Genomic DNA, 23,700 nt, shown 5'->3' on the forward strand with positions numbered 1-23,700 from the left:
TGTGTGTTAATTATAGGGAAATCAAGATGCCACACGAAATAACTTTAATTACTACTATTGCAGGGTGTTTTATATTAGCTTTAGTTTTTGGATTTATTGCAGCAAAGCTAAAATTTCCCACAATTATCGGTTACTTAATCGCAGGAATCATTGCAGGGCCGGCAACTCCAGGATTTGTAGCTGATGCTGAGTTATCCGGTCAATTATCAGAAATCGGTATCATTCTTTTGATGTTCGGTGTGGGTCTCCATTTCTCGTTAAATGATTTATTGTCAGTTCGAAAAATTGCGCTACCCGGAGCCATTGTTCAAATCGCAGTTGCTACTTTGATGGGAATGACACTCGCAAAAACATGGGGATGGAGCTACGGAGAAGGATTTGTATTTGGGATTACTTTATCTACTGCAAGCACTGTTGTTCTTTTAAAAGCATTAGAAGAGAGAGGCTTACTCGAAACAATCAATGGTAGGATTGCTGTGGGTTGGTTGATTGTAGAAGATCTGGCAATGGTTTTAGTTTTAGTAATACTGCCTCCCTTATCCGGTTGGCTGGGTGGATATTCGGCACCGGTTCAAAGTTCTGAATCTATTTGGGTAACACTTGGAATCACATTTGGTAAGGTAAGCGTTTTTATATTTTTGATGATTTTTCTTGGGAGGCGTATTTTTCCATGGCTACTATGGAAAGTAGCGCAAACTGGATCCAGAGAATTGTTTACGTTATGTGTCATCACGGCAGCAGTTGGAATAGCTTACGTATCTTCGGTACTTTTTGGTGTTTCATTTGCGTTAGGCGCATTCTTTGCCGGAATGGTTTTGCAAGAATCTGATTTAAGTTTTCGAGCAGCAGAAGAATCCCTACCTTTAAGGGATGCTTTTGCAGTATTGTTTTTCGTATCTGTAGGAATGCTTTTTCAACCTGAGATAGTTATTCAAAAACCCTTACAAGTAATTTCGGTCGTGCTTATAATTATTTTTGGTAAATCGGTGGCTGCATTTTTATTAGTATTGCTTTTTCGTTATCCATTAAATACAGCTTTAACAGTTTCTGCAAGCCTCGCTCAAATCGGAGAATTCTCGTTTATCTTGGCAGTTCTTGGTGCTTCTTTAAATTTATTGTCCATCGAAGGACATAGTTTGATTTTATCCGGATCAATAATTTCTATTTCTTTAAACTCTTTATTATTTAAAACTATCGAGCCGATTCAAAAATGGGTGCGAACAAAATCCAATTTGGCAAATCTTTTGGAAAGAAGTGATGATCCTTTAGCTGAATTACCAATGAGTTTTACGCCTGCACATTTAACAGGTCATATAGTTCTTGTAGGATACGGAAGAGTCGGAAAAAGAATTGGAGAAAGATTAATCCAGTCCAATATTCGCTTTGTAGCTGCAGATGAAAATAGGGATATAGTTGAAAGTTTACGAAGTCGTGGATTGCCAGCAGTTTTTGGCGACAGCTCGGAGCCCTCAGTTTTGATTCAAGCGCATATTGTTCGTGCAAAAACTTTAGTAGTGGCAATTCCTGATACATTCAAAATCAGAAAAATTTTAGAAATCGCAAAAACTCTAAACCCAACTATTGAAATCATATATAGAATTCAAACTGAGGAAGAAGCAGAGCTTTTGAAAAAAGAAACCCACGGAAAAATTTTCATTGAGGAAGCAGAACTTGCAGACAGTATGTTTGAATACATCGAACAGAAATATTCAGTTAAGAAAAAATAGAAAAGAATAATGTAAAAATACCTCATTTGTGGTATTGACAAAGAAAACATTTCTCTTAAAATTATTTTTTAAAATTAGTATGAGGTTTAAATAAAATGAGAAATAGATTTCTATTGAGTAATATTTTTATGGTAATTGCTTTTCCCTGGCTTACACTTTTCGCTTTTACGGGTTCTGTTTCAAAAGTTTCAGGTAACAGTGTAATAATTAAAGGAGATAGAATTACTACATTGAGTTATGGTACAAGAATATATTTTGTAGAGAACGAAAAGGTTTATGGAGAAGGCGAAGTCAGGGAAATTTTTTTTACGAAGGCAATATTAAAACTAAAATCAGGATCAACAAAAAAAGGAATGTCCGCAGTAACTAAAAATGAAGATGTATATTGGAGAGTGAAGAGCGAAAATTGTAAATGTATCGAAGGTGATTGCATGGAAGGAATAGGAAAAGAAGAATGCAGGGTGGGTGGTTTTCAGTATTCTGGGAATTTTAAGAACGGGAGAAGAAACGGAAAAGGAACTGCAATTTTCTATGGAGAGGAAATAACCGGACAATGGAAAAATGATAATCTTGTTGGACAAGTAAAATGGAATAGTTATTTAGGTGAGATTTCTGGTAAATACATTGGAAATTTTCCAAACTTTTCAGGGATTTGTATTGAAGGAGATTGCATAAACACAAAAAGCAAAAAATATATCTATCGTTTAGGATATTACACTGGTGATTTTAAGGGTGGGAATCCGTATGGGGAAGGAATTTTTGAATGCAATAGTTTATCTCCTGCTCCATTTATAAACTGTGCAAAAGAATTTTTTCCTGACAATCCTGAAAAAGCCTCTTTGTTATCCGGAAATATTCAAAAACGACAAAAAGGAAAATGGATAGGTTATATTTTGTGTCAAATCGGAGATTGTGAAAATGGGCATGGAATTGGAATTTCAATGAGTGGACTTCGATTAGAAGGATATTTTAAAAACGCAGTAATTCAAAAAGAAGGAATTTTAGTAAATCAGGTTGAGTTGCCTTATGATGTAAATATTGGAAATTGGAAATACGAAGGTGGGATCAAAAACAATCTTATGCATGGAGAAGGTGTATTGACATTTGCTGATGGAACAATTTTGAAAGGGACGTTCTACCAAAATTTTTATTGTAAATCAGGAAATTGTAAAGATGGAAACGGTACAGCGATTTTGATAGACGGAAGGGAATATACTGGAGATTTTCAGAATTTTGAATGGCACGGGAAAGGTGCACTAAAATTAAAAAATAGCGGTATCTACCAAGGATTTTTCCAAGAGAATTCTTTTTGGGAAGGTTTTTATATGAATGAAAAAGGAGAAATCACAGAGAACTACAAAGATGGACAGAGAATAGGAAAATAATAATCATTCTAAATAATTCAAAAATAATTTATTTTTTTAAAAAAATCAAAAATACCTAATTTGTGGTATTGACAAACTTTTTGAAAACCAGTATGTTCGTTTTACAAATTTAATTTTTTGTGTTAAATAAATAAGGAAAAAAAATGAAAAAATATATTTTTATGTTTCTGATAGTATCGAGTTTCTTAGCAAATTGTGCTACCATGCCAAAAAGTGGGTATCCGGTAGCTAACGAGAATTTAAACACGGAGCCTACAGAAGAAATTTTAGAATTATTAGACGAGCTTGCAGGTTGTGTAGGAGAAGTCTCATCTGAAAAAATAAGAAAAAATTTATTTCTTGCATCCTATCAAAAAAAAGGGAACTTGGGTGAAATAAAAAATTTATTAAACTTATGTAAAACCGGTGCTATTCAAGAATTTGAATCAGAGGGAGCTACAACTGATATAGAAATGTCCAAGAGATTTACGTTGTATAGCGAAAGAGCATTGGACAAAGACTATAGATTTGGTAGCTGGACTTCTCGTCAGGCAAGTTGCAAATACCACAATTTATCAGGAAATTTTGCGATATATCTTGGCTTTGCGTATGCGTTTGGATTCACAAATTGTATCGACTATTCTGGTAGGAGATGGTTTGGTCAAGGTTTTTCAATGGGGTTAACAGTAGGAATTGGCGCTCATGCTGGATTTACTCAAATTGACGATAAAGTAACAAGCACTCTCCCATTTTCGCCATTTTCAAGTAATGGAATTGTAGCAGGCAGTATGTGGGGAGCTTTTGGAGTTGGGTATTTCTATAAAGACGCAACAGGATATAACGAAGCTATAACAAAAGGGCCAGTAATAGGTGTTGGAATAGGATACGATGGGTTTCACTGGAGAATGGGAGGCGTGATTATTCCAAGATTTCTATTACCAAAAAACAGAGAGATTCACCATGAATGGCTAAAGGTAATTTATTTTTTAAAAAGAGACCTTTTGATTTCTCGTGTGACTAAAATAACTGGAAAAATCAGAATCGGAAAGAATCCTAAATCAGATATATTTGTAGTAATTAATAAATCCACATTAGATCCTCAAACTATTACAGATATAAATACTATAATAGTTAATAAGGATTTTATAGTTCATGGTTCAGATACAAAAGAAACTAATGTTGTTAGAATCGAAAAAATAGATAAGAGTTCAACAGCTATTGAATTTGTCGCTAAAGCTAAAATTCAAAAAGGCACAGTTTCTCCGGATTCTTTAGCGATTCTCGATTTAACAAACACTCTTCCAAAAGAATCTATAGAAGAAAAGAAAAAAGAAATCCTATTTAAAGGAAACGTATTTGCAGTAGCAGGAAATTCTATTACAATCTCTACGACAAATGCGAAATCTGTCCGGGTAGGTCAAGAGATTATATTCTTGGATAGTGCAGGAAAAGAAATTGGTAAAGGGAAAATTACAACTACATCGTTTACAAATATCAAAGTTAGTTTGACCTCCGGTAGAGCAGAAAAAGATAGAGACGCTGTAATTTATAAAAAATAAAAAAGGAGATTGAAATGAAAAAAAAATTATTAACACTTGCGATTATACTTTTCTTTGTGTTTTGCAAAGAAAAGTATAATCCGAATTCTGCAGGAATTCAAAAATCTGAAATTAACCAGAAAATTAATGAATTTATGGTAAAAGCAGAGAAGACAACGGATGATAATGAGAAGGCTGCGTTTTGGGGTGAAGCCTCTGAATTGCTATGCGAAAAAGGAGACTTTAAAAAGGCTCTTCAGGTTGCAAGGGATGCAAAACGACTAAACCCTACGAATAAAAAAGCACTTACATCTATCGCCGAAAATTATTTGTATGAAAGAAAATTTAGCGAAGCTGAAATTGTATTGCAAGAAGTTCTTGGAAGAGATGCAGGTTATGACAGAGCTAATTATTTGATTGGGAATGTCTATCTTTTTAAAAATAAATTACCGCAAGCAGAAAAGTATTTCCAAAAAGCGATTGATTCAAACCCAACCCATTTAACAGCACAAATAAATTTGGCTGTTGTATTTGATAGAAAAGGAAATTCTTTGGAAGCAATTAAAATTTTAGATAGAGCAATTGAAAAAAATCCAACAATGGCAGAGCCGTATAAAAATGCAGGAATTCTTTCCGAGAAGTCCGGAAAAAAAGCAGAAGCGAAAAAGTACTATGAGAAGTATTTAGAATTAAATCCTTATGGGGACGATGTGGAGGCAGTCAAACTTTGGCTGAAAAATTTAGCATGAAAAAACTGATAATTAGTATAATTGGAATTTGTTTAGTGGTTTCGTCTAACGTATATTCTGTAACAGCAGGAGTTACGGTAGTAAAGACTCATGACTCTGGTTTAGATCAAGAAAAAATCTCTAACTCTTTGCAAACAGAGCTGCAAAAACAAAAAGGCGTAACGATTCGAGATAGAGATGCTTTTCAAGTTGCATGGGAGCAAGTCACTCAATGCAAGGCAGGGATAGTAAAGTGTGACGATAACAACGCCGAAATGAAAATGTTGAATATACTTGTATTTGGGGATATTCACAAACATACCGATGGTTACATATTCAATCTTCGAGCTGTTAGCCAAAAAACTTATTCAGTTCTGTACTCAGGAAGTATCACTGGGAAAAACCCGGATAACCTTGTGGTGGACTTAGCGTCTGAGTTGAATGATAAATTCAAAGCAATTGCATCCAGTGAAACTTCGTTTGAAGATCAAGAGAAACAGGGAGAGGGTGGTTTTAGGATTGCTATTTATAAAATCAAGGCATCCAATGAGGCAGCGCAAAAAATTCCAATAGGAAATATACTCGATTCAGTGCTCACAACCGCATTCAAAAATAAAGGTAAATTTCAAATCGTAGAAAATTCACGTATTGCAGATATCATGAATGAGAAGAGGCTTGCGATGAGCGGGCTTGTAGAAACTAACGCACCACTTTTTGAAGCGAGAGGAATAACTCATTATCTTGCCGGCTCTTTAAAAGTTTACAATAACGATCGAGTTCTTAGCTACCAAATTATAAATGTAAAAACCGGTCTTCCAATTGTGACTTCAATGATAGAATGGGAAGACGAGAAACAACTTGCTGCTGCAATGGAAGAGGTTGCTTCAAAAACAAATGAAGAAGTTTTTCACGTAAACGGAAAATTAACAGTGGAAGCTTGCGAACCCGATGGGGTTTCTATTTTTATCGAAAACAAGGAGCAAGGTTCGAGACTTGATGAGATTGGATTATGTCCTAAAACAATCGAAGACATGCCAAAAGGAAAATACACTCTTGTATTTAAACACGAAGATAGAGACACTATGAGCCAAGAAATTGAGATCAAGGCTATGGAGACGACCAAAGTTCCATTGATAAAAATGCCTCCAATAGATATGAGTGCTTTTCAAAATGGTGGATCATTAGAAGGGCAGGGAAAATATCAGGAAGCTATTGCAAGCTATCAAGAATTTTATAAGCGTTACCCAAGACATAGAATGAGTGGGTATGCAATGTATCGGGAAGGGTTTATTACTCAGATTTATTTAAAGAACTTTGAAAAAGGCAGAAAAATTCTTGAGGATGTGATAAAAAGAAGACCTGATTATGAAATTCTAACCGAAGCATACACAGGAATTGCATTTGGTTATCAGGCTGCAGGAAATAGTGAAAAGAGTAAAGAAATTTTCAAGATGATTATTGAGCAGTATCCAGGAACATCTGCGGCTGATGCTGCAAGAACATGTTTGGATACGGGGTGCAGACTTTGAAAATTGTAATATTTTTGCTTTTATCTATTACGGGAAATTTACTCGCTGTTGATTTTGGAGAGGTAAAAGACTTCAACCCGACTACAAAAAGTATCACAGTAAGGCACGTATCTCCGGCAGCGTTTCGTCCCGGTCAGACCTTGTATATCTTTAGAGATAAAAAAGAGATAGGACAGATGAATGTTGGTATGGTACATTTCTCTTCTTTAAATGGAAAATTAATTTCAGGCGATCCTAAAGATAAAGATTTAGTAATTATTAACCAAACTGATATAGGTAAAATTGCAGGTCTAAAACCGGAGTCGGTGTCTTTTAAAGATATTGGTTCAATTGCAAAGATGTGGATAATTAAAGCAAACTATTCACTGAAATCTTTAGAGCAACAAACAAGGCCATTGGCTTTTTTAGATATAATTGGAGCAAGAGAAACAGGGAAAAATTATTATTCACAATTTCCGGTGAAAGATATTGACTCAATTGTAATGGAATGGGATGGAACAAATTTCCGTGGAAAATCAGTTCAACTAAAAAACAGAAAAAAGTTTTTGATTGATGAAGTTTTGTCTTCCAATATCCACAAAAAATTAGCTCCTCGTGATGCCACAGAAAAAGCAGACTGTGTTATTAAGTTTGTAAAATCTCAAGAAACATCAAGAGATATACCGGATACATTGAAGTTAAAAGTAAAAATTGAAGATGCAAAGTCTGAATATGGAGAAAAACATTTTTTTCTTAAAGCCTATTCAAATTCGATTTATCTAGATGAATTTTACATTGATCCTAATAAAATAGCTAAGGATATTTTTGAAGGTGAATATCATATACCGATGTATTTACTCACTCCAGGAATTAATAAATTAGAGTTATATGTTTCTGAATCGGAAGATTCTTCTGGTAACTTTGAAAAAGGAGAATCTCGTTTGATTGCGGGGAAAGAAATGGATGTGAAAGACGGGGATTTTAAATTAGAAATACAATTACTTGGTGATGGAAAAAAATTTAAGATAGGCAAATAACTATTAAAAGTTATTTTACGGATTTGGAGGAGCTGGAATTTTCCAGTTCCTCTTTAAATTTTTTCATTTCAATATTAATTTCATCTATTTGAGTTCCCGTTACTTCTTGTAATGCCTCTGCGCCACTATTGTCAAAATCTAAATTTTCGTGGTAGGTTTTTATAAATTGAGGTAAAATATTTTTTTTAAAAAGCCATAGAAATAGTATTCGAGCTTGTGCTTTACTGTGATTTTCTCTTAAATCAATTGTCTTTATAAATGTACTTAAATCGGTCCATTTTCCTTTGATAGATTCCATTCTCCAGTTTGGTTCATCAAAAATATAATTACCAAAATTGTCTTTTTTGGGAGATTCAAAAAAAGAAGAGAAGCCTTCTTCAAACCATAGAATTCTATTATTGGAAATAGATTGTAACGATAGGTAAAGGTGGACAAGCTCATGAAAAATCGGTCCAGTCCCACTATCCACAAAGCTAAATAATTCTTTGGACTTAGGTTCAAAATGAGCGTAGGTCTCATGTTGTGTATTCTTTTTTGAGTTATACTCCGTGGTGTTACGGTAGAGATAGATAACGATTTTAGGAGGAAGATTACTAAAATAGGTAGGTAAAACTTGATTTTGAAAGATGAGAAGTTCTGAGGTCAAACTTTCAATTGCTTTCTTTTTCCCTCGGTGATGAATAGTAAAATTTTCTTTAGAGTATGTTTCAAATACTAAACCATCTTTTTTAATTGGATGAGAAAATAAGGAAAAATTTATAAAAATTAGTAAAATAAAAAAGAAAAAGGGAAATTTATCGAAATAAAAAAATCGTTTCATAAATCTATACTATTTTCTTTTAACAATTTAGAAAACAATTTATTTATTGATTAGATAAAAAGAATGGATACCTTTTCCTTCAGTGAAAGGAATTTTCTCTGGACAATTGATTTTTATTTGAGTTGTATAGTGAAGCTGGTAAGGTTTTGCAAAAAACAATCTGACAAAAAAACGTAACACGGGAGAAACGTTTGAAATTACATAAATCTTACCGAGAGATTCTTTAATTTCGGTAGAGATATAACAAGACGAATCATCGCTCAAATAAATATTTTCCGATGTGGGTAGAGTGTATTCAGAAAACGGTTCAAAAGATTCTTTGAGAGTTTCTACACGTTTGACCTTTCCCGATAAAATAACTTCTCCGGTTGGCGAGACTACAGCAATAGTTTTAAAGAATTCTCCAGGAAAGTTTTTATTTCCTATAAATCCTCCCGTAAAAATTAAGTGCCCTTCTTTTGATTTACCTCTTAAAATTTCCCATCTTTTTGAATATTTATAAACCTCATAGTTAGTGTTCAAATGCTCCATCCCACCAATACCATTAAGTAGAATTTCTTCATTATTGAAGTTTAGCTTACCAGAAACCTCACTGAATGCAAAAGGAATATCGGCTCGAACAAATTTTTCTGGTGGTTTAACAATAAATTTTCCCGAGGAAAGAGCTACACCAATTGGTTTTGTTTTGAATTTTAAATGAAGTTTTGCTTCGCCTGTGTTCACATAAATTTCACAAAAATCCTCCTTCATTAACATGAAGTTGTCGTAGCTTCTTTGTCCAAAAGATCCTCGCTTGGCTTGTAAAGTTTTTACTCCAAATTCTTTGGTGTAGAATTTAGTTCCAGTTTTTCGGGATTGTAAAAATAGACTTACACCGTGGTTTAAATCGTTTGGTCCGAGATTACTTACAAGAAATGTGATAAATATATGATATTCTTTATTGTAAAAATATAAATTCCATCCTTGAAAATATCCTTCATCAGAATAACTATCAAATACATAATCCGATGGGGAGACTTTCCGAATAGATATTTCTTGTGGGTATAGAACTTGATTGGAAAGAGCAAGAAATAATACGAATAAGGTAAGTTTTATTGATGATTTAGAAATAATTCTTAAATAAGTTTTCATTAGAATTGGAAATAGATAAAAGGTATTTTTTTATCAGGTGTTAGTAAAAGAAAAATTAAAATGATAAAAGGGTAGCTTGCGTACTCTAAGAATTTCGGTATTTTAAGATTTATATTTTTTTCAAAGAAAAGATAGCCAAGATAGTGACCGATGATTACGCTTAGTATCGCAGGAATTCCTGTCTTTAGCATATAGGGTCGAAGTCCTCCATCGTGAAAAGTAAACATTTTAGAAATCATAATCCATTCTTTGGTCAAGGATTCTGCCCTGAAACAAGTTCCAAAAGTAGCCGTAAGAAAAACAGTTAAAAGAATTCGGAAAACATCCATATACGGACGTAAGCCCGAGTAATCAAAATGAATATATTTTTGTCGGAAATCTTTTAACAGACTTTCTATTAACAGTAGAAATCCCTGTATGCTTCCCCAAATTACAAAAGTCCAGTTTGCTCCGTGCCAAACACCACCCACAAACATGGTAAACCAAATATTAAACTTATGAGAGATATAGCCTCTTTTACTTCCACCAAGAGAGATGTAAACATAATCACGAAGCCAAGTAGAAAGAGAAATGTGCCATCTTCTCCAATACTCAGTAAAACTTTTAGATAAGAAAGGCATTTTAAAATTTTCTGGAAGCTCGTACCCAAGAAGCAGAGCAGACGAATACGCCATGTCGGTATATCCACTAAAGTCGCAATAGATTTGAACACAAAAAAGAAAACTGGCAAGCCAAAGAGCGTAAGTGCCGTAATTTTCAGGATTAGCAAAAATCAAATCACAAATCGGCGATACGTTATCCGACAAGATAACTTTTTTAAAATACCCCAATAGAAAAAATCTTATAGATTTGCGAAAAGGAATTTCATCAAGAGAAACTTTATTGAACAGTTGTGGGAGAAATTGTTTTGCCATAACAATAGGACCTGCAACTAATTGAGGGAAAAAAGAAACGAACAAAGCAAATCGAATAAAACTTCTTTCACTCGGAATAATCTTTCTATAAACGTCAATTGTATAGCTTAAAGATTGAAAAGTAAAAAATGAAACTCCCACCGGAAGAGTAATTTTTAAAACAGGTAAAAAATTTTCCATTCCAAAAATAGAAAGAAAATCTCCGAGCGATGAAACAAGAAAATTATAGTATTTGAAAAATCCAAGAACACACACCAAATTTAAAAATAAACTGATAATTAAATAGGTTAGTCTTTGGCGATGGCTATTTGTTTCTTCGATTAAAATTGCGAGGTAATAGTCTATGAAGGTTGAAAATAAAATTAAAGCTCCAAATCTATAATCCCAACTCATATAAAAAAAATAGCTGGCTATCAAAAGAAAAATATGAACTGATTTTCTTCGATTCTCATCGTTTTGAATGATTGCAGGAAATATATACCAGTGAAATATAAAAACGACGATAAAAAAAATGAGGTATTCTAATGTAGCAAATAGCAATTGGTTTTCCGTTTCCTAAATATAAGCAGAATAAAAAATATTTTGAATTCGTCGAGAAAAATTCTTTTTTGACTTGCCGTTTTAAAAAGGGCAAAATCTATATAACTTAATTTGATTTAGGAGACTAAAATGACTAAAAAATTTTTACGCAATGTAGCATTCGTTACGCTTTTACTTGGAGGGTTTTTCTTAGCTTTTGGAAACTGCTTTGGAAAGTTCGCTCTTACCAGAAAAGTTTATGGGTTCAATGATTCTATAAACATCGGTGGCGGTATCGTTGCAAGATTTTTTAAGACAATTATTATGTATGTATTCTTAATTTTACCAATTTATGGTATAGCATTTTTAATTGACTTTATTATCATCAACTTGATTGAGTTTTGGACAGGAAACAATCTAGTTGGGTTAAACGAATACAACGAAAAAGGTGAATACGTAAAAAGTATGAAATACCAAGACGAAGAAGTAAAACTTACTTTTTCAGAATATGGTGCAAAATTAGCAATGGAAGTAAAAAAAGGCGATACTAACGAAACTTTTTTTGCATTCAGAAATCAACCTAATAAAATTTTTAAAGAAGTGAATGGTAAAATGAAAGAAATAGAAATTTCTTCTCAAACTGTTGGTTCTAAAATGATTTTGAAAATGGCAGAAGCTGGTAAATTACAGTCTTCAAAAGTTGTAGATGTAAAAGACTTTCAAGCAATCGAGAAAAGATACGCTGCAGAAGTACAATAATTAAATTCCTACGTACGGCAGGTGAACCTGCCGTATTTTAATAAAAATCTATTCTTCCTCTATTGTCCCACTGGTTTGATTTTTTTGCAGGATTTCTGCAAGTTTTTTTGCACTTCTGTTATTTGGATCTAAATCAATTGCCTTTCTTTGATAAGCAAGAGCATCTTCTATTCTACCTAAAATCCTATTCAAATCAGCCAGGTTGATTAGATTCTGAATATTTTGTGGTTGAATATTTTTTAATTTTTCAGCAGCTTCGAGTGAGGACTCATACTTTCCTAATCTTTTATGTGCAATAGAAAGATAAAACCAGAAATCGGCAACATCAGGGTCGTATTCAAGATATTTTCCAAGTACTTCAATTGCAGTATCGTAGTTTTTTCCTTTGAAACTTAGTAAAGCCAAAAGTTTATTTAGCTTTGGGTTGTTGTGACTTTTTGAATAACCCGCTTCTAATTCTTTTAGGGCTTGCTCAGGATTGTTTTCCTTTAAGAATTTTTTTGCTTCTTGGTAGTACGATTCTACGTCTTCCTCTTCTTCAGGGTAGCTGCCATCAATATCAATAACCACACTATCTTCTGAAGAGGCAACTTCATTTGAAATAGTTTGTGTTGTTGGCTCTGCAATTTCTTCATTTCCATTCCCTTGAAAATCAATTTTTAAGAAAGATAAATCGTCTGTAATTTCTCCAGCTTTTTTAATTAGTTCGATAATTGCAGGAATGTCTCCTTTCCCTTCTTCTACAAATTTTAGAAATAGGTTTTCATCTTCATTAATTGTACGTGTGTTTTCGTCAGGAGTTAAATTAATGTCGTCTCTTCCATCGGAACCCAGAATAATAACATCTCCCGGGTGTAGTTGGTATTTGAAGACTTGAAATTCAATCTCTGAATCGAGTCCGAGTTTTCTTAGGTTGAGTCTGTCTTCTATAAAACTTGCTCTACCATCTCTATACAATACACTGAATGGATGCTCTGCATTAAAATACCACATTTCTCCGGATTCGTCATCAACAATTGCGACTACGCAAGAAAGTACCATAGTTCCGTTAAAACTTTTGAATACACCATTTGTCTCGTGGTAAATGTCTGTGAGCCATTGTTCAGGAGTGGAATCTAAAATTCTCTTATTTCCGGCAGAACGAGCCATGATAGAATTCATCACAACTCCCATAACTAAAGAGCCTCCTGCACCTTGCATAGATTTTCCCATAGCGTCTCCATTCATTGCCATAGTATATCTTTTGAAATTATCTGGAGTTCCAAACTTTAAATTACCCGTAACACAAATATCTCCTCCAAGGTCTGCTTGTTTGTTTCTAAATTCAAAAGTCTTTTTTTGTTTAATCACAAAATTTGTTTTTACCTTAGAAGATTTATTTGCGTTAAAAAATAAAGGCTTTGTAAGAAGTGAAGTGAGGTAGTAGTCTCCGTCTTGATGGATTTTCAGTGCTTTAATTTCTTCCATTTTCTCTCGAACTTCACGAGTTCTTTCTTCGACTTTTTCTTCTAAGTTGTCAGCATAATCTTGGAGCTTCTCTTGCGCATCTTTGATGGAGGCTACCATGGAGTTAAAAGACCCGGACAAGAAACCAATCTCGTCCTGTACTTTAATAGGCACAACTACATCGAGTTCTCCCCGATTTACCTTAGTCACACCACGCAATAGACTTTGAAGTGGGTTAATTAAACTACCTTTGAAAAACAAAGGATAAAGGAAAATAACTACAACTAAAACAATACCTAATATAATTTTTTGAGTTTTTGCTGCCGGGTGAATGTAATCCCGATAGGTAAGGTAAGAAAAACCGATTTCAGAAATTAGTTTTGTATTTTTATCGTAAGTCATAAAAGCGACAAAGTGTTTTTGCTTATCGTAGCTATCTAAACTTTTTCTATAGTGTCTTGTTTCCGCAGGTTTAAAATACCGAAAGTATTTATCAATTTCATGCAGCAATTCTTTTGAGCTTAACTCTTTTTCATCCCATTTACAATCTTTGAGGTGTTTGTAAATCGCATCACGGAAATGGATCAATCCTTTATTTTGATCAAGATATTTCGTAGCTTCCTTGCAGAAGTGCTCGCTCGAAAGTACGCTAATCTTATTCGTGTGAACAAACGAAGATCGGTTGAGTTTTGCAAAAAAAGGAAAGATGTTCTCTTTAAGAGAGTGGTTGTCTAAAGAAGGGTTATTTTCAAGAAAATCATTAATGGCTGCTTTGTACCCCTCAAAAGTCTCATGAGTATTTGATAAGATTTTTTTTAAATCAGAACGAAAATTTGCTTCAGGTAAATTATTGATTTCTTCATATACGATTGTATTTAGGAAATCTTCTTTAATCGAAGCAACATCAAGATTTTGATTTTCTTTATAGTCTTTATACACAATACCTTTTTTATCTAATTGAAGCAGGTATTGAATATCTTTATTTTTTGCTCCTCCCTCTATTACTCGATCAGAATATTCTAATCGCAAAGCATCATAAGCGTTATCGTTGTCTTTCATAACAAAATAGCTAAGCCCTTGAAGCATTAAGAAGAAAGTTACGAGAGTGATACCAACAATTTTAACCATGAAGGTAGTTTTATCTTTAGTATGATTGATAAAAATTAAAACTACAAAGAAAAATCCTAAAACGAATAAAGATACAAGAGAAAGAAGATAAATCTCTCGATCAATCACACCATCTCTACTAAGTACGTTAGTTATATTGGGAACAGTAGCGGCTACAAGAAAGCCTAAACCCATCTGTAGAATTGTCCATCTTTCTTTGGTTTTGACAATGATAAACTTCCCTACCGGTCTAGCTAAAAATCCAATTACAGAATAGAGCATGATCAAGATTCCAAACGCTTTACTGATAGGCTCTGCATCAAAATCCCAATAGTGGCCAGTAAAGTGGTATTTTCTTGGAACAGAGTATGTGTTTAGGATAAAAAAGATTTCCGCAGCAATAGCAATGCCCCAGCCGCCAATCATAATCACTTTAGTCATTTTTGGGTGATTATTTTCAGGATAATACATCCCCCAAAGCCCAATATGAGTGATAGTCGGCAAAACCCAAAAAGTGGTAAAGTATCTGTGGTAGGCAGCAAATGGATGATAGACAGCTGCCGCAGTAAGATACCCAAACATAAACAACGACAAACACAGAAAGGCAAACCCTAAATGAAAAGTGCTTTCTGATTTGTTTTTAAGAGTTAATAAAAATACCGAGAGAAATATAATAAAAGCTAAAGCAAGAAGAGTTCCAAAGGAAAGAAAGTTAAAATGTGAATTTGTTTGAATTATATTTAGTAGCGCCACAGGAAACTCCTAATTTTTTTAAAATTATTGTAAGTAATATTGAGGACATATATCTTCATCTTCTATCAATTATCGGAATAATTTTATAAATTCAATCGAAAATATTTTTATGATGTTTAAAAACAATATTATTGAAGTATTTAGACGAAAAAAAATCAAAGATTTTTCTATAAATGGCATACTTGCAAAAAGTCTTTTTTTTAAAAAGCAATTATTCAAAAAGCTAATAAAAGCTCCATTTTCTAGCGTTGTCTAACTCTTGTCCACAAGGGCTGGACAGTAGCGTCATAAATAAGAAAATTTATTCTTTTTGTAGAATTTCGGCTAACTTTTTGGCATTCCTATTTTCCGGGTCTAAATCGATGGCTTTTTTTTGATAGACTAAGGCTTCCTCGTTCCTACCCAGAATTCTGTACAAATCTGCAAGATTTACAAGGTTTTGGATATTTTGCGGCTGCAAAGACTCTGATTTTTCCGCAACAGATAGAGAAGATTCGTATTTTCCCAATCGTTTTAGTGAAACAGAAAAATAAAACAAGAAATCAATAGACTCAGGATCATACTCCAAATACTTTTCGATTGCTCTTGCTGCGGTTTCATAATCTTTTTCTTTAAAACTTAACAACCCTAACAACTTGTTTAGTTTGTGGTTGGATGAGTCTTTTTGAAATCCTTCTGATAGGGTGGAAATAGCTTTTTCGGAATTTCCTATTTTTAATAAATTTTTCGCTTCAAGATAAAAAGAATGGCTATTTTTATCCTTGGATGATGAGGCTCTAAGGGTTTCGTTGGTATTTATTTCTTCAGATTCTACTGATTCTTTGAATCCGATTCTTAAAATAGAAAGGTCATCCGTAATTTCTCCAAATTCTAAAATCTTACTCTTGATCGATTGAAGTTCACCTTTACCCAATTCTACATGCTCTAAGAATATAGTTTCGTCTTCATTTATTGTGCGAATAGGGCCGTCAGGTGTTAGATTGATATCGTCTCTTCCATCAGAGCCTAGGATTATAACATCTCCCGGGTGAAGCTGAAATTTAAATACTTTAAAAGGAATTTCAGAATCTAGCCCAAGTTTTCTAAGGTTGAGCTTGTCTTCAATAAATGTGGCTTTTCCGTCTCTATACAAAACAGTGAATGGATGCTCTGCATTAAAATACCACATTTCTCCGGTCTCGTCGTCAACTATCGCTACAACACAAGATAGTATCATTGTACCATTAAAACTTTTAAATACTCCGTTTGTCTCATGGTACACGCTTGTAAGCCATTCTTCTGGAGTAGTATCTATGATTCTTTTATTTCCGGCAGAACGAGCCATGATGGAATTCATCACAACTCCCATGACAAGAGAGCCACCTGCTCCTTGCATGGATTTTCCCATTGCGTCTCCGTTCATTGCCATAGTGCATCTTCTGAAATTGTCGGGATTACCAAACTTTAAATTTCCGGTAATGCAAGTATCTCCACCCAAGTCGGCATTTTTTTTTCTAAATTCAAATTCTTTCTTTTGTTTGATAAAAAAATCTGTAGAGACGTTTGTAGATTTGTTTGCATTGAAGTTTAGAGGTTTCGTCAATAAGGAAGTAAGGTAATAATCTCCGTCTTGTTGAATTTTTAATGCACTGATTTCATCCATTTTTTCTTGGATCACCCTGGCTTTTTCTGATAGCTCGCTTTCGTATCTGCTAAGTTGTTGTTGGTGTTCTCCGGAAAGTTCTATTATTATTCTATCTTTGATTTCTCTTAATTTTTGCTCTCTTCTGATTTTTGGACGACGATAAGTAGCGTTTGCAATTTTTGTCCAAAGTGATTCTGGTTTCCATTCTAATCTTGCTGTTGCTGTTGTTCCGTTATTAAAGGTAATTCCATCTATTTGAAAAGCTCCATCTTTTGCATTTGCAATAATTTTCCCGGAATCTTTTTCAATAATATTTTTTGTAGATTTTTCAAATATATAAACCTTATTATTAAAGTGAGGCATATCCGAAGGAAGGTTTGGGTAATGTGTGATTTCTAATTCACAGACTAAGCCTTTTCTATAACGAATAGCTCCATACACAATTCCAAAACCTGCAATAATAGATGTCCAGTGTGGATATTTGAAACCTTCTGGAAGACGAACATAGTTGAAATTCACATCGCCCACTAAATTTCCTTTAACCTTTGGGTTATTCGTTAGATGAGCGTGGCAAACTGAAATTACGCTGACTTTTTCTGTAGACTCTGATAATTTTTTTAATAATATAGACATAGGAGCAATTTTTAATTTGAAAGTAAATAGAGTGTCCTTCTGGTCCAATCTTCCCGAACCGGAAGCAAGACCAAATTCCCAAATCGCTTTTACGGGATCGTCAAATAGGTCTTTGATTCTATTGTAAAAAAAAACTTCGAGGTCATAAGAATTCCAATTCTCATCATCATAAATATGCTTAAATATTGAGCTATCTTTTTGAATGCCTATGTCTTTTAAAAATTTATCAGTTACTTCTTGCCCTTTAGTTTGAGTTACATAATCTATTGCAGTTCTAATGTATCTCGAAGATCTTTCTTTTTTAGTAATTGCTTTGTGGTAATCAAAAATTTCTTGAGTTTCGTTGGCATTTGTAGTCATCAGGGTCTCCCAAAATTGAAAATGGCAAGCTATCTAAAGTGTGAATTATATATTAATAAAAATTGATTGCAAGTAAAATAATTGACTTTAAAAAAAATTGTGAAAAAGAGTGTATATGTTTATGAAAAAGTCGCATATAAATATACTTTTTGTTGTTCTGGGTCTTTTTATTGCTTTTAACGGTGCATTCTCGCAAGATTGCAGTGATAAAAATACCAAAAAATCTGAATGCAAAGAAAAGAGCCAAAAAATCGGTTGTTGTAAGTTAAAATACCCTGGAGGGGGCTACGATTTTGTTAGGGCGACTGAAGGTGATTGCAAATCGAATGAGAATTATCATAAATTTTTAGGTTACAACAATTCTTTATGTATGGAATGGGAAGAAAAATAGAGCTATTCTAATAACCAGAAATATAAATTTTTTAAAGATTCAAAATTTTGCCTTGTGGTTGATAATTCTTTCTTTTCTAAGATGAAGCTGGAAGGATTTTGACTTTTCAAAAAATTCCAGTTGATACAGTTTCTTTCTACAGTTGTTGCTTGTGAATCAAATTCTACCGGTAAAGAGTTAAGCAAAATTTCCAATACCTCTTTTTTAGAAAACAGAATTTTACAAAATTCTTTGATTTTAGACAAGTCAGAAAATAAATTTAAACTATGTGTGTCTTTTATTCCAACAATGAGAGGAGTCTTGGTAAATTTATTTTCAATATGTTTTAGCGAATCTGCAATATTTCCAATTTCGGTATTTTCATTGTCCCAATCTAAAATAATTATATCAGGTTTTTTATTTTGAATAAGAAAAGTAAATTCAGGCAGGGTGTTTGAGTTCATTAAATGGATCTGAAATAATCTAAGCAAAGAATGTAATTTTTTTCTGAACAATATGTCGGATGTGAAAATCATGATGCAAGGTAGCAAATCAGGTGTATTTTTATTTGAGATGCAAACCGGAAACTCTGTTAAAGAAAATTTATCTAAATCCCAAAACTGAATAACCCCCAATTCTTGCAGATCGAGTTTTTGTTGTGAAGACAATCTGCCAATAACAGAAATTTCTATACTCCAATTTAGCAATTCCTGAATAGTTTTGTAGTCACAATTTGGAATATAAGTCAAATCATGATTTATTGGATGAATGTTTTTTACTGCTGAAAATGGGATTAAATTAAAACCGTGGTATTTGACGAGGGAACTCAACAGTTGAAACTCAATATCAGAAAGAAGCGATCCGACTATACACTTGCTAATGGGAGTATTTTCAGTTTTTTCCAATAGAATTTTTCTTGACCTATTTTCTTGTAAAATTATGATATTTGTGCACTGCATAAAAATACAAATATAAAATCTATTTTTATAGAAAAGATGAAATTATTAAAAAGATACGCAAACAGAAGGCTCTACGATCCAGAAACGAGCAAAACAATTACATTGGAAGATGTAGCCGAAATGATCGTAGATGGGGTAGAAATTAAAGTAATAGACAATATTTCTGGAGACGACATAACTCCAAAGATTTTAGGTCAGACTTTTTTGAAAGTTAGTCTGGGACAAAGAAACGAAGAATTTTCCAGTTTTATGTTGACAGCACTTATTCGCGAAACAGGAAAAGACATAAGCTCTTTATTTGGAAGATTGGTTTTGGGTGGAATTGGTGAGGGTTCTTTAACAAATGAAAAAATTGAAAAAATCCTTCAAAGTATGGTAAATCTTGGCGAATTAAAATTAACTGAGCTACAGGACTACAAAGAAGACCTATTAAAGAATTTTGCTGCAAGAGCCAGCGAGCGAAAAATCCAGATTCAAAAAGATTTAGACAAAATAAGCGGTCAATTCCAAGAAGAAAAAGGGAAATCTATGGAAGAATTGTCCGAAAAGCTCAAAGAAGTCTCTCGGATGATAAAAGAAATTCGCTAAAAAATAGAGTATTTTCTAATACAAATAAAGAACAGAGATTAAAAATTCGATATATATAGTGGAGAAAGAAATGGCAAAAATTTACGGAATTTTTATATTATTATTTTTATTACAAACAAGTGCAATTTATTCAGATTCAACTGGACTCTCTCCAAAAGAACTGTATTTTCAAAAACAAATTAACGATTTGCAATTTGGGTATTTAGAGGAAAGATTAGAAGCAGTCACAAATCTCAGAATATTCAAAAATATCTTAGCAGTTCGATCTTTAATCTCAGTATTAAAAGGTGACAATGTTCCGAATTCGGTAGTGAACACACCGATATTAAAATATTACATATCAAAAACTTTAGCCGGAATGGGTCAAGACATTGCCATTAAGCCGATTATGGATGAGTACAAGAAATATGAATCTACGATTAATGAAAACGATAAACCATTTCTGGATGAAAAAACAGAATACTCTTTGCTTATGGCACTTGGAGAAATGCTTCGCTCACTGGGTGAATTACCCTATACTGTAGATTCTTATAATCTTATTAAATCAGCCCTTACTCATAAAAATTATTATATTCGAGCATCTGCCGCAGATAGTATAAAAAGAGCCAACAGAAAAGAAGGAATAGAGATTCTTATTTCGGCATTGCAAAATGAAAAATCAGAGTATCCAAAAGTCGCTATTTTAAACGCAATTTTAGCTCTTGAGAAAAATTCAGGAAAATATTTTTTACAGCTGATGTCTTTATTAAAAAGTTCTGATCCTAATGTCAGATATAGAGCGTCAGTAGGAATCGGTGAATTGGATATTAAAGCAGCAGAACCTTTTTTAAAAGACGCAATCTTGGTGGAAGATGTCGCAAACGTAAGATTACAAATGAAAAAAGACTTAGAGATTGTCCGTAGCTTTCGATTACCTGACACATTGCCAGGGTTAAAGAATTAAGAAAGGATTGGGAGATACTGGAATCGAACCGGTGACCTCTTCCATGTCAAGGAAGCGCTCTAACCAGCTGAGCTAATCCCCCATCATGTATAGAATTTTCAATCCCTTTGCTTTATCAAGCGTAAATATTTTCTTAGATTGAAAGAAGTAAAATAGATATACTGTAAGAATAACTTTGTATGAACTCAGTATTGTGCTTGAAAAGACAGTTTTTTAAGTATTACTCATTTATTTTATACTTGATTCTCTTGACAATTTTGAAATACTGGAAGTCTCCAAGGGCCTATAGCTCAGTCGGTTAGAGCGGCAGACTCATAATCTGCGGGTCGAAGGTTCAAGTCCTTCTGGGCCCAGTTTTTAAAAAATATTTTAGTGCATATATTGTTTAAATCTTACAAGAATCATTTGACTTTTCTGAAATACATATTATAGTATATTTTCAAATATGGATTTGATTGAAGTTAGAATCTCAGATATTTCTTTAACGAATGTGGGTTTTGCAGTTTTCTTGAAACCTAAAGATATTCCAGACGCTAAAGTAGTTCCGATTTTTATCGGACCTTTAGAAACTCATTCGATTACGTCTGTTTTAGAGGGTGTAGTTCCTCCTCGCCCAATGACCCATGATCTGTTAATGCAAATAGTAAACACGATTGGGGTAAAGATTGTTAAAATAACAATTGATCAAATTATTGATAACACTTTTTTTGCGAAAATATATCTTCGTAAAGATGAAGAGATTTTGATTCTTGATGCAAGACCTTCAGATTCTATTGCGGTTGCACTTAGAGCTGAATCTCCCATGTACATCACTCAAAAAGTATTAAATGAAGCAGGGATTGTAATGAAAGAAGAGCTTTCATCAGATAAAATTCCTGAAATAGAACAACCTATAGTTCCTAAAACCAGATTGCAGATATTGGAAGAAACCCTTTCCAATGCGGTCAAGTCAGAGGATTACGAAACCGCAGCCAAGATTCGGGATCAGATTAAGAAAATAATAGAAAGCTCTTAAACTTTATTTGGGTTTTCTTAAAGAATCTCCTAATAAAAAAGAAAACTTCTTTTGTATTTTTCACAATTTTTTTTAAATGTTTTAAAAGGAGTGTTTTATGGAAAAATTGATACAAGACATAGTAAATGCAGGAATAGCGATTTTTAAAAGTGGGGAAACCGAATTAAAAAATTCAGTGGCTAATTTAGAAAAACTATTCAATGAAATGAAGACTAAAGGTGAGACAGATCAATCTGAACAAGCAGTTAAGATAAGAGAATTGTTGAATAAAACTGTTCGAGATGCACAAGAAGTAATTAATAAGGCAGATTCCGGTTACAAAGAAATTATCGGAAATCTTCAAACAAATTTTGATTCGATTTCAAAACAAATCGAAACAGCAATTCCTCCTCAAGTGAAAACTACTTTACAAACTGGTTTGGATGAATTAAAAAAACTAATGAGTCAAATTAAGAAGTAAACTATATTAAAAGGCAGAAGACAATCCTGCCTTTTAAAAATATCAGTATGAATCAAAATTCCGGAAAAAATCGAGTAATATTATTTTTGATAGTATTTTTGGATATGATGGGTTTTTCTATTATATTTCCAATTTTTCCGGAAATTTTACAATTTTTTAATTCTAAAGGACATGACTATACCTTAGATATTTTTATTAAGATCGCTCATTATATCACTCCTTCCCATGATTCAAAAGTAATTATTGTACTACTTGGAGGAATCTCGGGAAGTATTTATTCATTTTTACAATTTGTATTTGCTCCACTTTGGGGGAAGATTTCTGACTCTGAGGGAAGAAAGCCCGTTTTAATATTCACGTCTATCGGAAATTTACTTGGTTATATTGTTTGGTTATTTTCAGGAAATTTTACGATGTTTGTCTTATCTCGGATTATTACAGGATCGATGGGAGGAAATATTTCTGTAGCTTCAGCGTCAATGGCCGACAGCACATCAATTCAAGACAGAGCTAAGGGGATGGGAATGATTGGAGCAGGGATTGGACTTGGATTTATTTTTGGTCCACCGATAGGAGGTTTTTTATCAAAGTATGAATTGTCTTCTGTTTTTTATTTCTTGTCTCCTGTTTTGACAAAATTTTCTATGTCAGCATTTTTTTCTGTTTTAGTTGCGGCCATGAATATATTATTATTAATTTTTCTTTTTCATGAAACCAAAGAAAAAATCAAAACTCAAACTAAAAAAGTTCACCCTCTGCTGGAAATCAACAACATACAAAATAAAAAGTTGATAACAATAGCTTTAGTTTATTTTCTATTTATGTTTTCATTTTCGGGATTTGAATTTGTATTAAATTTTTTCTTAAGTGAAATTTATAATTTTTCTCCTGAAAATATAGGGATGACATTTGTTTTTATAGGAATCATTATTATTTTTATACAAGGTGGGATAATTCGCAGGATTTCTGGGAAAGTATCGGAAATTAATATTTGTATATTCGGTGCGATTTCTTTGATTATTGGTTTTAGTATTCTAATATTTATCCCTGTGCTTAGTTTTGTATTTTTTGCATTTGCACTTCTTGCGACAGGTAGTGCTTTTCTAAATCCCGGGTTTACCTCGTTGGCTTCGATAAATGCGAGATTGGAAGAGCAAGGGAAGAGCCTTGGTGTTATACGTAGTTTTGGATCATTGGCAAGAGCTATTTCTCCGATTACTTTTTGTTTGATTTATTTTCTAAATGGTGCCTATTTTAGTTTTACTGTTTCATTTATGATTACAATCGTGTTTTTTGTTTTGCTTTTGGTTATGCGCTACAAATATACAGAGCAGACGAATCTTTGATAAAAAGCAAATTTCTTTTTTATCGTTAAAAATATTTTTTTGTAATTTCCA

The 23,700-nt window shown here is 33.1% G+C and carries 19 protein-coding genes and 2 tRNA genes; 14 read left to right on the forward strand and 7 right to left on the reverse strand.

Features of this window, described 5'->3' with window-relative positions; translation table 11 throughout:
- Nucleotides 1–26: 26 nt before the first annotated feature.
- The 6 genes from HS129_12320 (at nt 27) to HS129_12345 (ending at nt 7,902) form a co-directional block, all read left to right on the forward strand.
- Nucleotides 27–1,727: a Kef family K(+) transporter gene (locus HS129_12320; GenBank protein MBE7412823.1), complete on the forward strand. Its 1,701-nt coding sequence runs from the start codon at nt 27–29 to the stop codon at nt 1,725–1,727.
- A gap of 95 nt (nt 1,728–1,822) precedes the next feature.
- The gene (locus tag HS129_12325) at nt 1,823–3,112 is read left to right on the forward strand and encodes a hypothetical protein (GenBank protein MBE7412824.1); all 1,290 of its coding nucleotides are present in this window, start codon (nt 1,823–1,825) and stop codon (nt 3,110–3,112) included.
- Nucleotides 3,113–3,255: 143 nt separating this feature from the next.
- Nucleotides 3,256–4,650, forward strand: a complete 1,395-nt coding sequence (locus HS129_12330) for a hypothetical protein (protein MBE7412825.1) — start codon at nt 3,256–3,258, stop codon at nt 4,648–4,650.
- A gap of 14 nt (nt 4,651–4,664) precedes the next feature.
- Nucleotides 4,665–5,378: a tetratricopeptide repeat protein gene (locus HS129_12335; protein ID MBE7412826.1), complete on the forward strand. Its 714-nt coding sequence runs from the start codon at nt 4,665–4,667 to the stop codon at nt 5,376–5,378.
- On the forward strand, nt 5,375–6,886 hold the full coding sequence (locus HS129_12340) for a tetratricopeptide repeat protein (GenBank protein MBE7412827.1): 1,512 nt from the start codon (nt 5,375–5,377) through the stop codon (nt 6,884–6,886). The genes HS129_12335 and HS129_12340 overlap by 4 nt, the downstream gene beginning before the upstream one ends.
- On the forward strand, nt 6,883–7,902 hold the full coding sequence (locus HS129_12345; protein ID MBE7412828.1) for a hypothetical protein: 1,020 nt from the start codon (nt 6,883–6,885) through the stop codon (nt 7,900–7,902). Before HS129_12340 ends, HS129_12345 begins: the two co-directional genes overlap by 4 nt.
- Nucleotides 7,903–7,912: 10 nt before the next feature.
- Here HS129_12345 and HS129_12350 read toward each other — a convergent pair whose 3' ends face one another.
- Genes HS129_12350 through HS129_12360 form a run of 3 tightly spaced genes read right to left on the reverse strand, consistent with a single transcriptional unit; the run spans nt 7,913 to nt 11,307 of the window.
- Nucleotides 7,913–8,722, reverse strand: coding sequence for a hypothetical protein (locus HS129_12350; protein ID MBE7412829.1), 810 nt, complete (start codon nt 8,720–8,722; stop codon nt 7,913–7,915).
- A gap of 39 nt (nt 8,723–8,761) precedes the next feature.
- Nucleotides 8,762–9,853 (reverse strand): hypothetical protein, encoded by a 1,092-nt coding sequence (locus HS129_12355; protein ID MBE7412830.1) that lies wholly within the window; start codon nt 9,851–9,853, stop codon nt 8,762–8,764.
- Nucleotides 9,853–11,307 (reverse strand): MBOAT family protein, encoded by a 1,455-nt coding sequence (locus HS129_12360; GenBank protein MBE7412831.1) that lies wholly within the window; start codon nt 11,305–11,307, stop codon nt 9,853–9,855. The genes HS129_12355 and HS129_12360 overlap by 1 nt, the downstream gene beginning before the upstream one ends.
- 129 nt (nt 11,308–11,436) lie before the next feature.
- Between HS129_12360 and HS129_12365 the strand changes: the two genes are divergently transcribed.
- Entirely contained in the window at nt 11,437–12,045 is a 609-nt protein-coding gene (locus HS129_12365) for a DUF3332 family protein (protein MBE7412832.1), read from the forward strand.
- 48 nt (nt 12,046–12,093) lie between these two features.
- Here the strand turns inward: HS129_12365 and HS129_12370 are convergent, their stop codons facing one another.
- Entirely contained in the window at nt 12,094–15,351 is a 3,258-nt protein-coding gene (locus HS129_12370) for a SpoIIE family protein phosphatase (protein ID MBE7412833.1), read from the reverse strand.
- Nucleotides 15,352–15,652: 301 nt separating this feature from the next.
- Nucleotides 15,653–17,968, reverse strand: coding sequence for a SpoIIE family protein phosphatase (locus HS129_12375; GenBank protein ID MBE7412834.1), 2,316 nt, complete (start codon nt 17,966–17,968; stop codon nt 15,653–15,655).
- A gap of 121 nt (nt 17,969–18,089) precedes the next feature.
- Here HS129_12375 and HS129_12380 point away from each other — a divergent pair, with 121 nt between their 5' ends.
- Entirely contained in the window at nt 18,090–18,359 is a 270-nt protein-coding gene (locus HS129_12380; protein ID MBE7412835.1) for a hypothetical protein, read from the forward strand.
- Nucleotides 18,360–18,361: 2 nt separating this feature from the next.
- On the opposite strand, the gene HS129_12385 is transcribed toward HS129_12380, so the two are convergent.
- A complete protein-coding gene (locus tag HS129_12385; protein MBE7412836.1) occupies nt 18,362–19,243 on the reverse strand; it encodes a hypothetical protein in 882 nt (293 codons plus the stop codon).
- Nucleotides 19,244–19,333: 90 nt separating this feature from the next.
- Here HS129_12385 and HS129_12390 point away from each other — a divergent pair, with 90 nt between their 5' ends.
- A complete protein-coding gene (locus HS129_12390) occupies nt 19,334–19,885 on the forward strand; it encodes a polyhydroxyalkanoate biosynthesis repressor PhaR (GenBank protein ID MBE7412837.1) in 552 nt (183 codons plus the stop codon).
- 70 nt (nt 19,886–19,955) lie between these two features.
- Nucleotides 19,956–20,828 carry a HEAT repeat domain-containing protein gene (locus HS129_12395; GenBank protein MBE7412838.1) on the forward strand — a complete coding sequence of 291 codons (873 nt, stop codon included), beginning with the start codon at nt 19,956–19,958 and terminating at the stop codon, nt 20,826–20,828.
- 8 nt (nt 20,829–20,836) lie between these two features.
- Here HS129_12395 and HS129_12400 read toward each other — a convergent pair.
- Nucleotides 20,837–20,910: transfer RNA gene (locus tag HS129_12400), tRNA-Val, on the reverse strand.
- 197 nt (nt 20,911–21,107) lie between these two features.
- Here HS129_12400 and HS129_12405 point away from each other — a divergent pair.
- The 4 genes from HS129_12405 (at nt 21,108) to HS129_12420 (ending at nt 23,649) form a co-directional block, all read left to right on the forward strand.
- A tRNA-Ile gene (locus tag HS129_12405) sits at nt 21,108–21,181 on the forward strand.
- 92 nt (nt 21,182–21,273) lie between these two features.
- The gene (locus HS129_12410; protein ID MBE7412839.1) at nt 21,274–21,843 is read left to right on the forward strand and encodes a bifunctional nuclease family protein; all 570 of its coding nucleotides are present in this window, start codon (nt 21,274–21,276) and stop codon (nt 21,841–21,843) included.
- 97 nt (nt 21,844–21,940) lie between these two features.
- Complete coding sequence (locus tag HS129_12415; protein ID MBE7412840.1) at nt 21,941–22,303, forward strand: hypothetical protein; 363 nt, start codon at nt 21,941–21,943, stop codon at nt 22,301–22,303.
- Between the two features lie 47 nt (nt 22,304–22,350).
- Nucleotides 22,351–23,649 (forward strand): MFS transporter, encoded by a 1,299-nt coding sequence (locus HS129_12420; protein ID MBE7412841.1) that lies wholly within the window; start codon nt 22,351–22,353, stop codon nt 23,647–23,649.
- Nucleotides 23,650–23,700 lie beyond the last annotated feature (51 nt).

The organism is Leptospiraceae bacterium (genome assembly GCA_015075105.1).
GTDB lineage: Bacteria > Spirochaetota > Leptospiria > Leptospirales > Leptospiraceae > JABWCC01.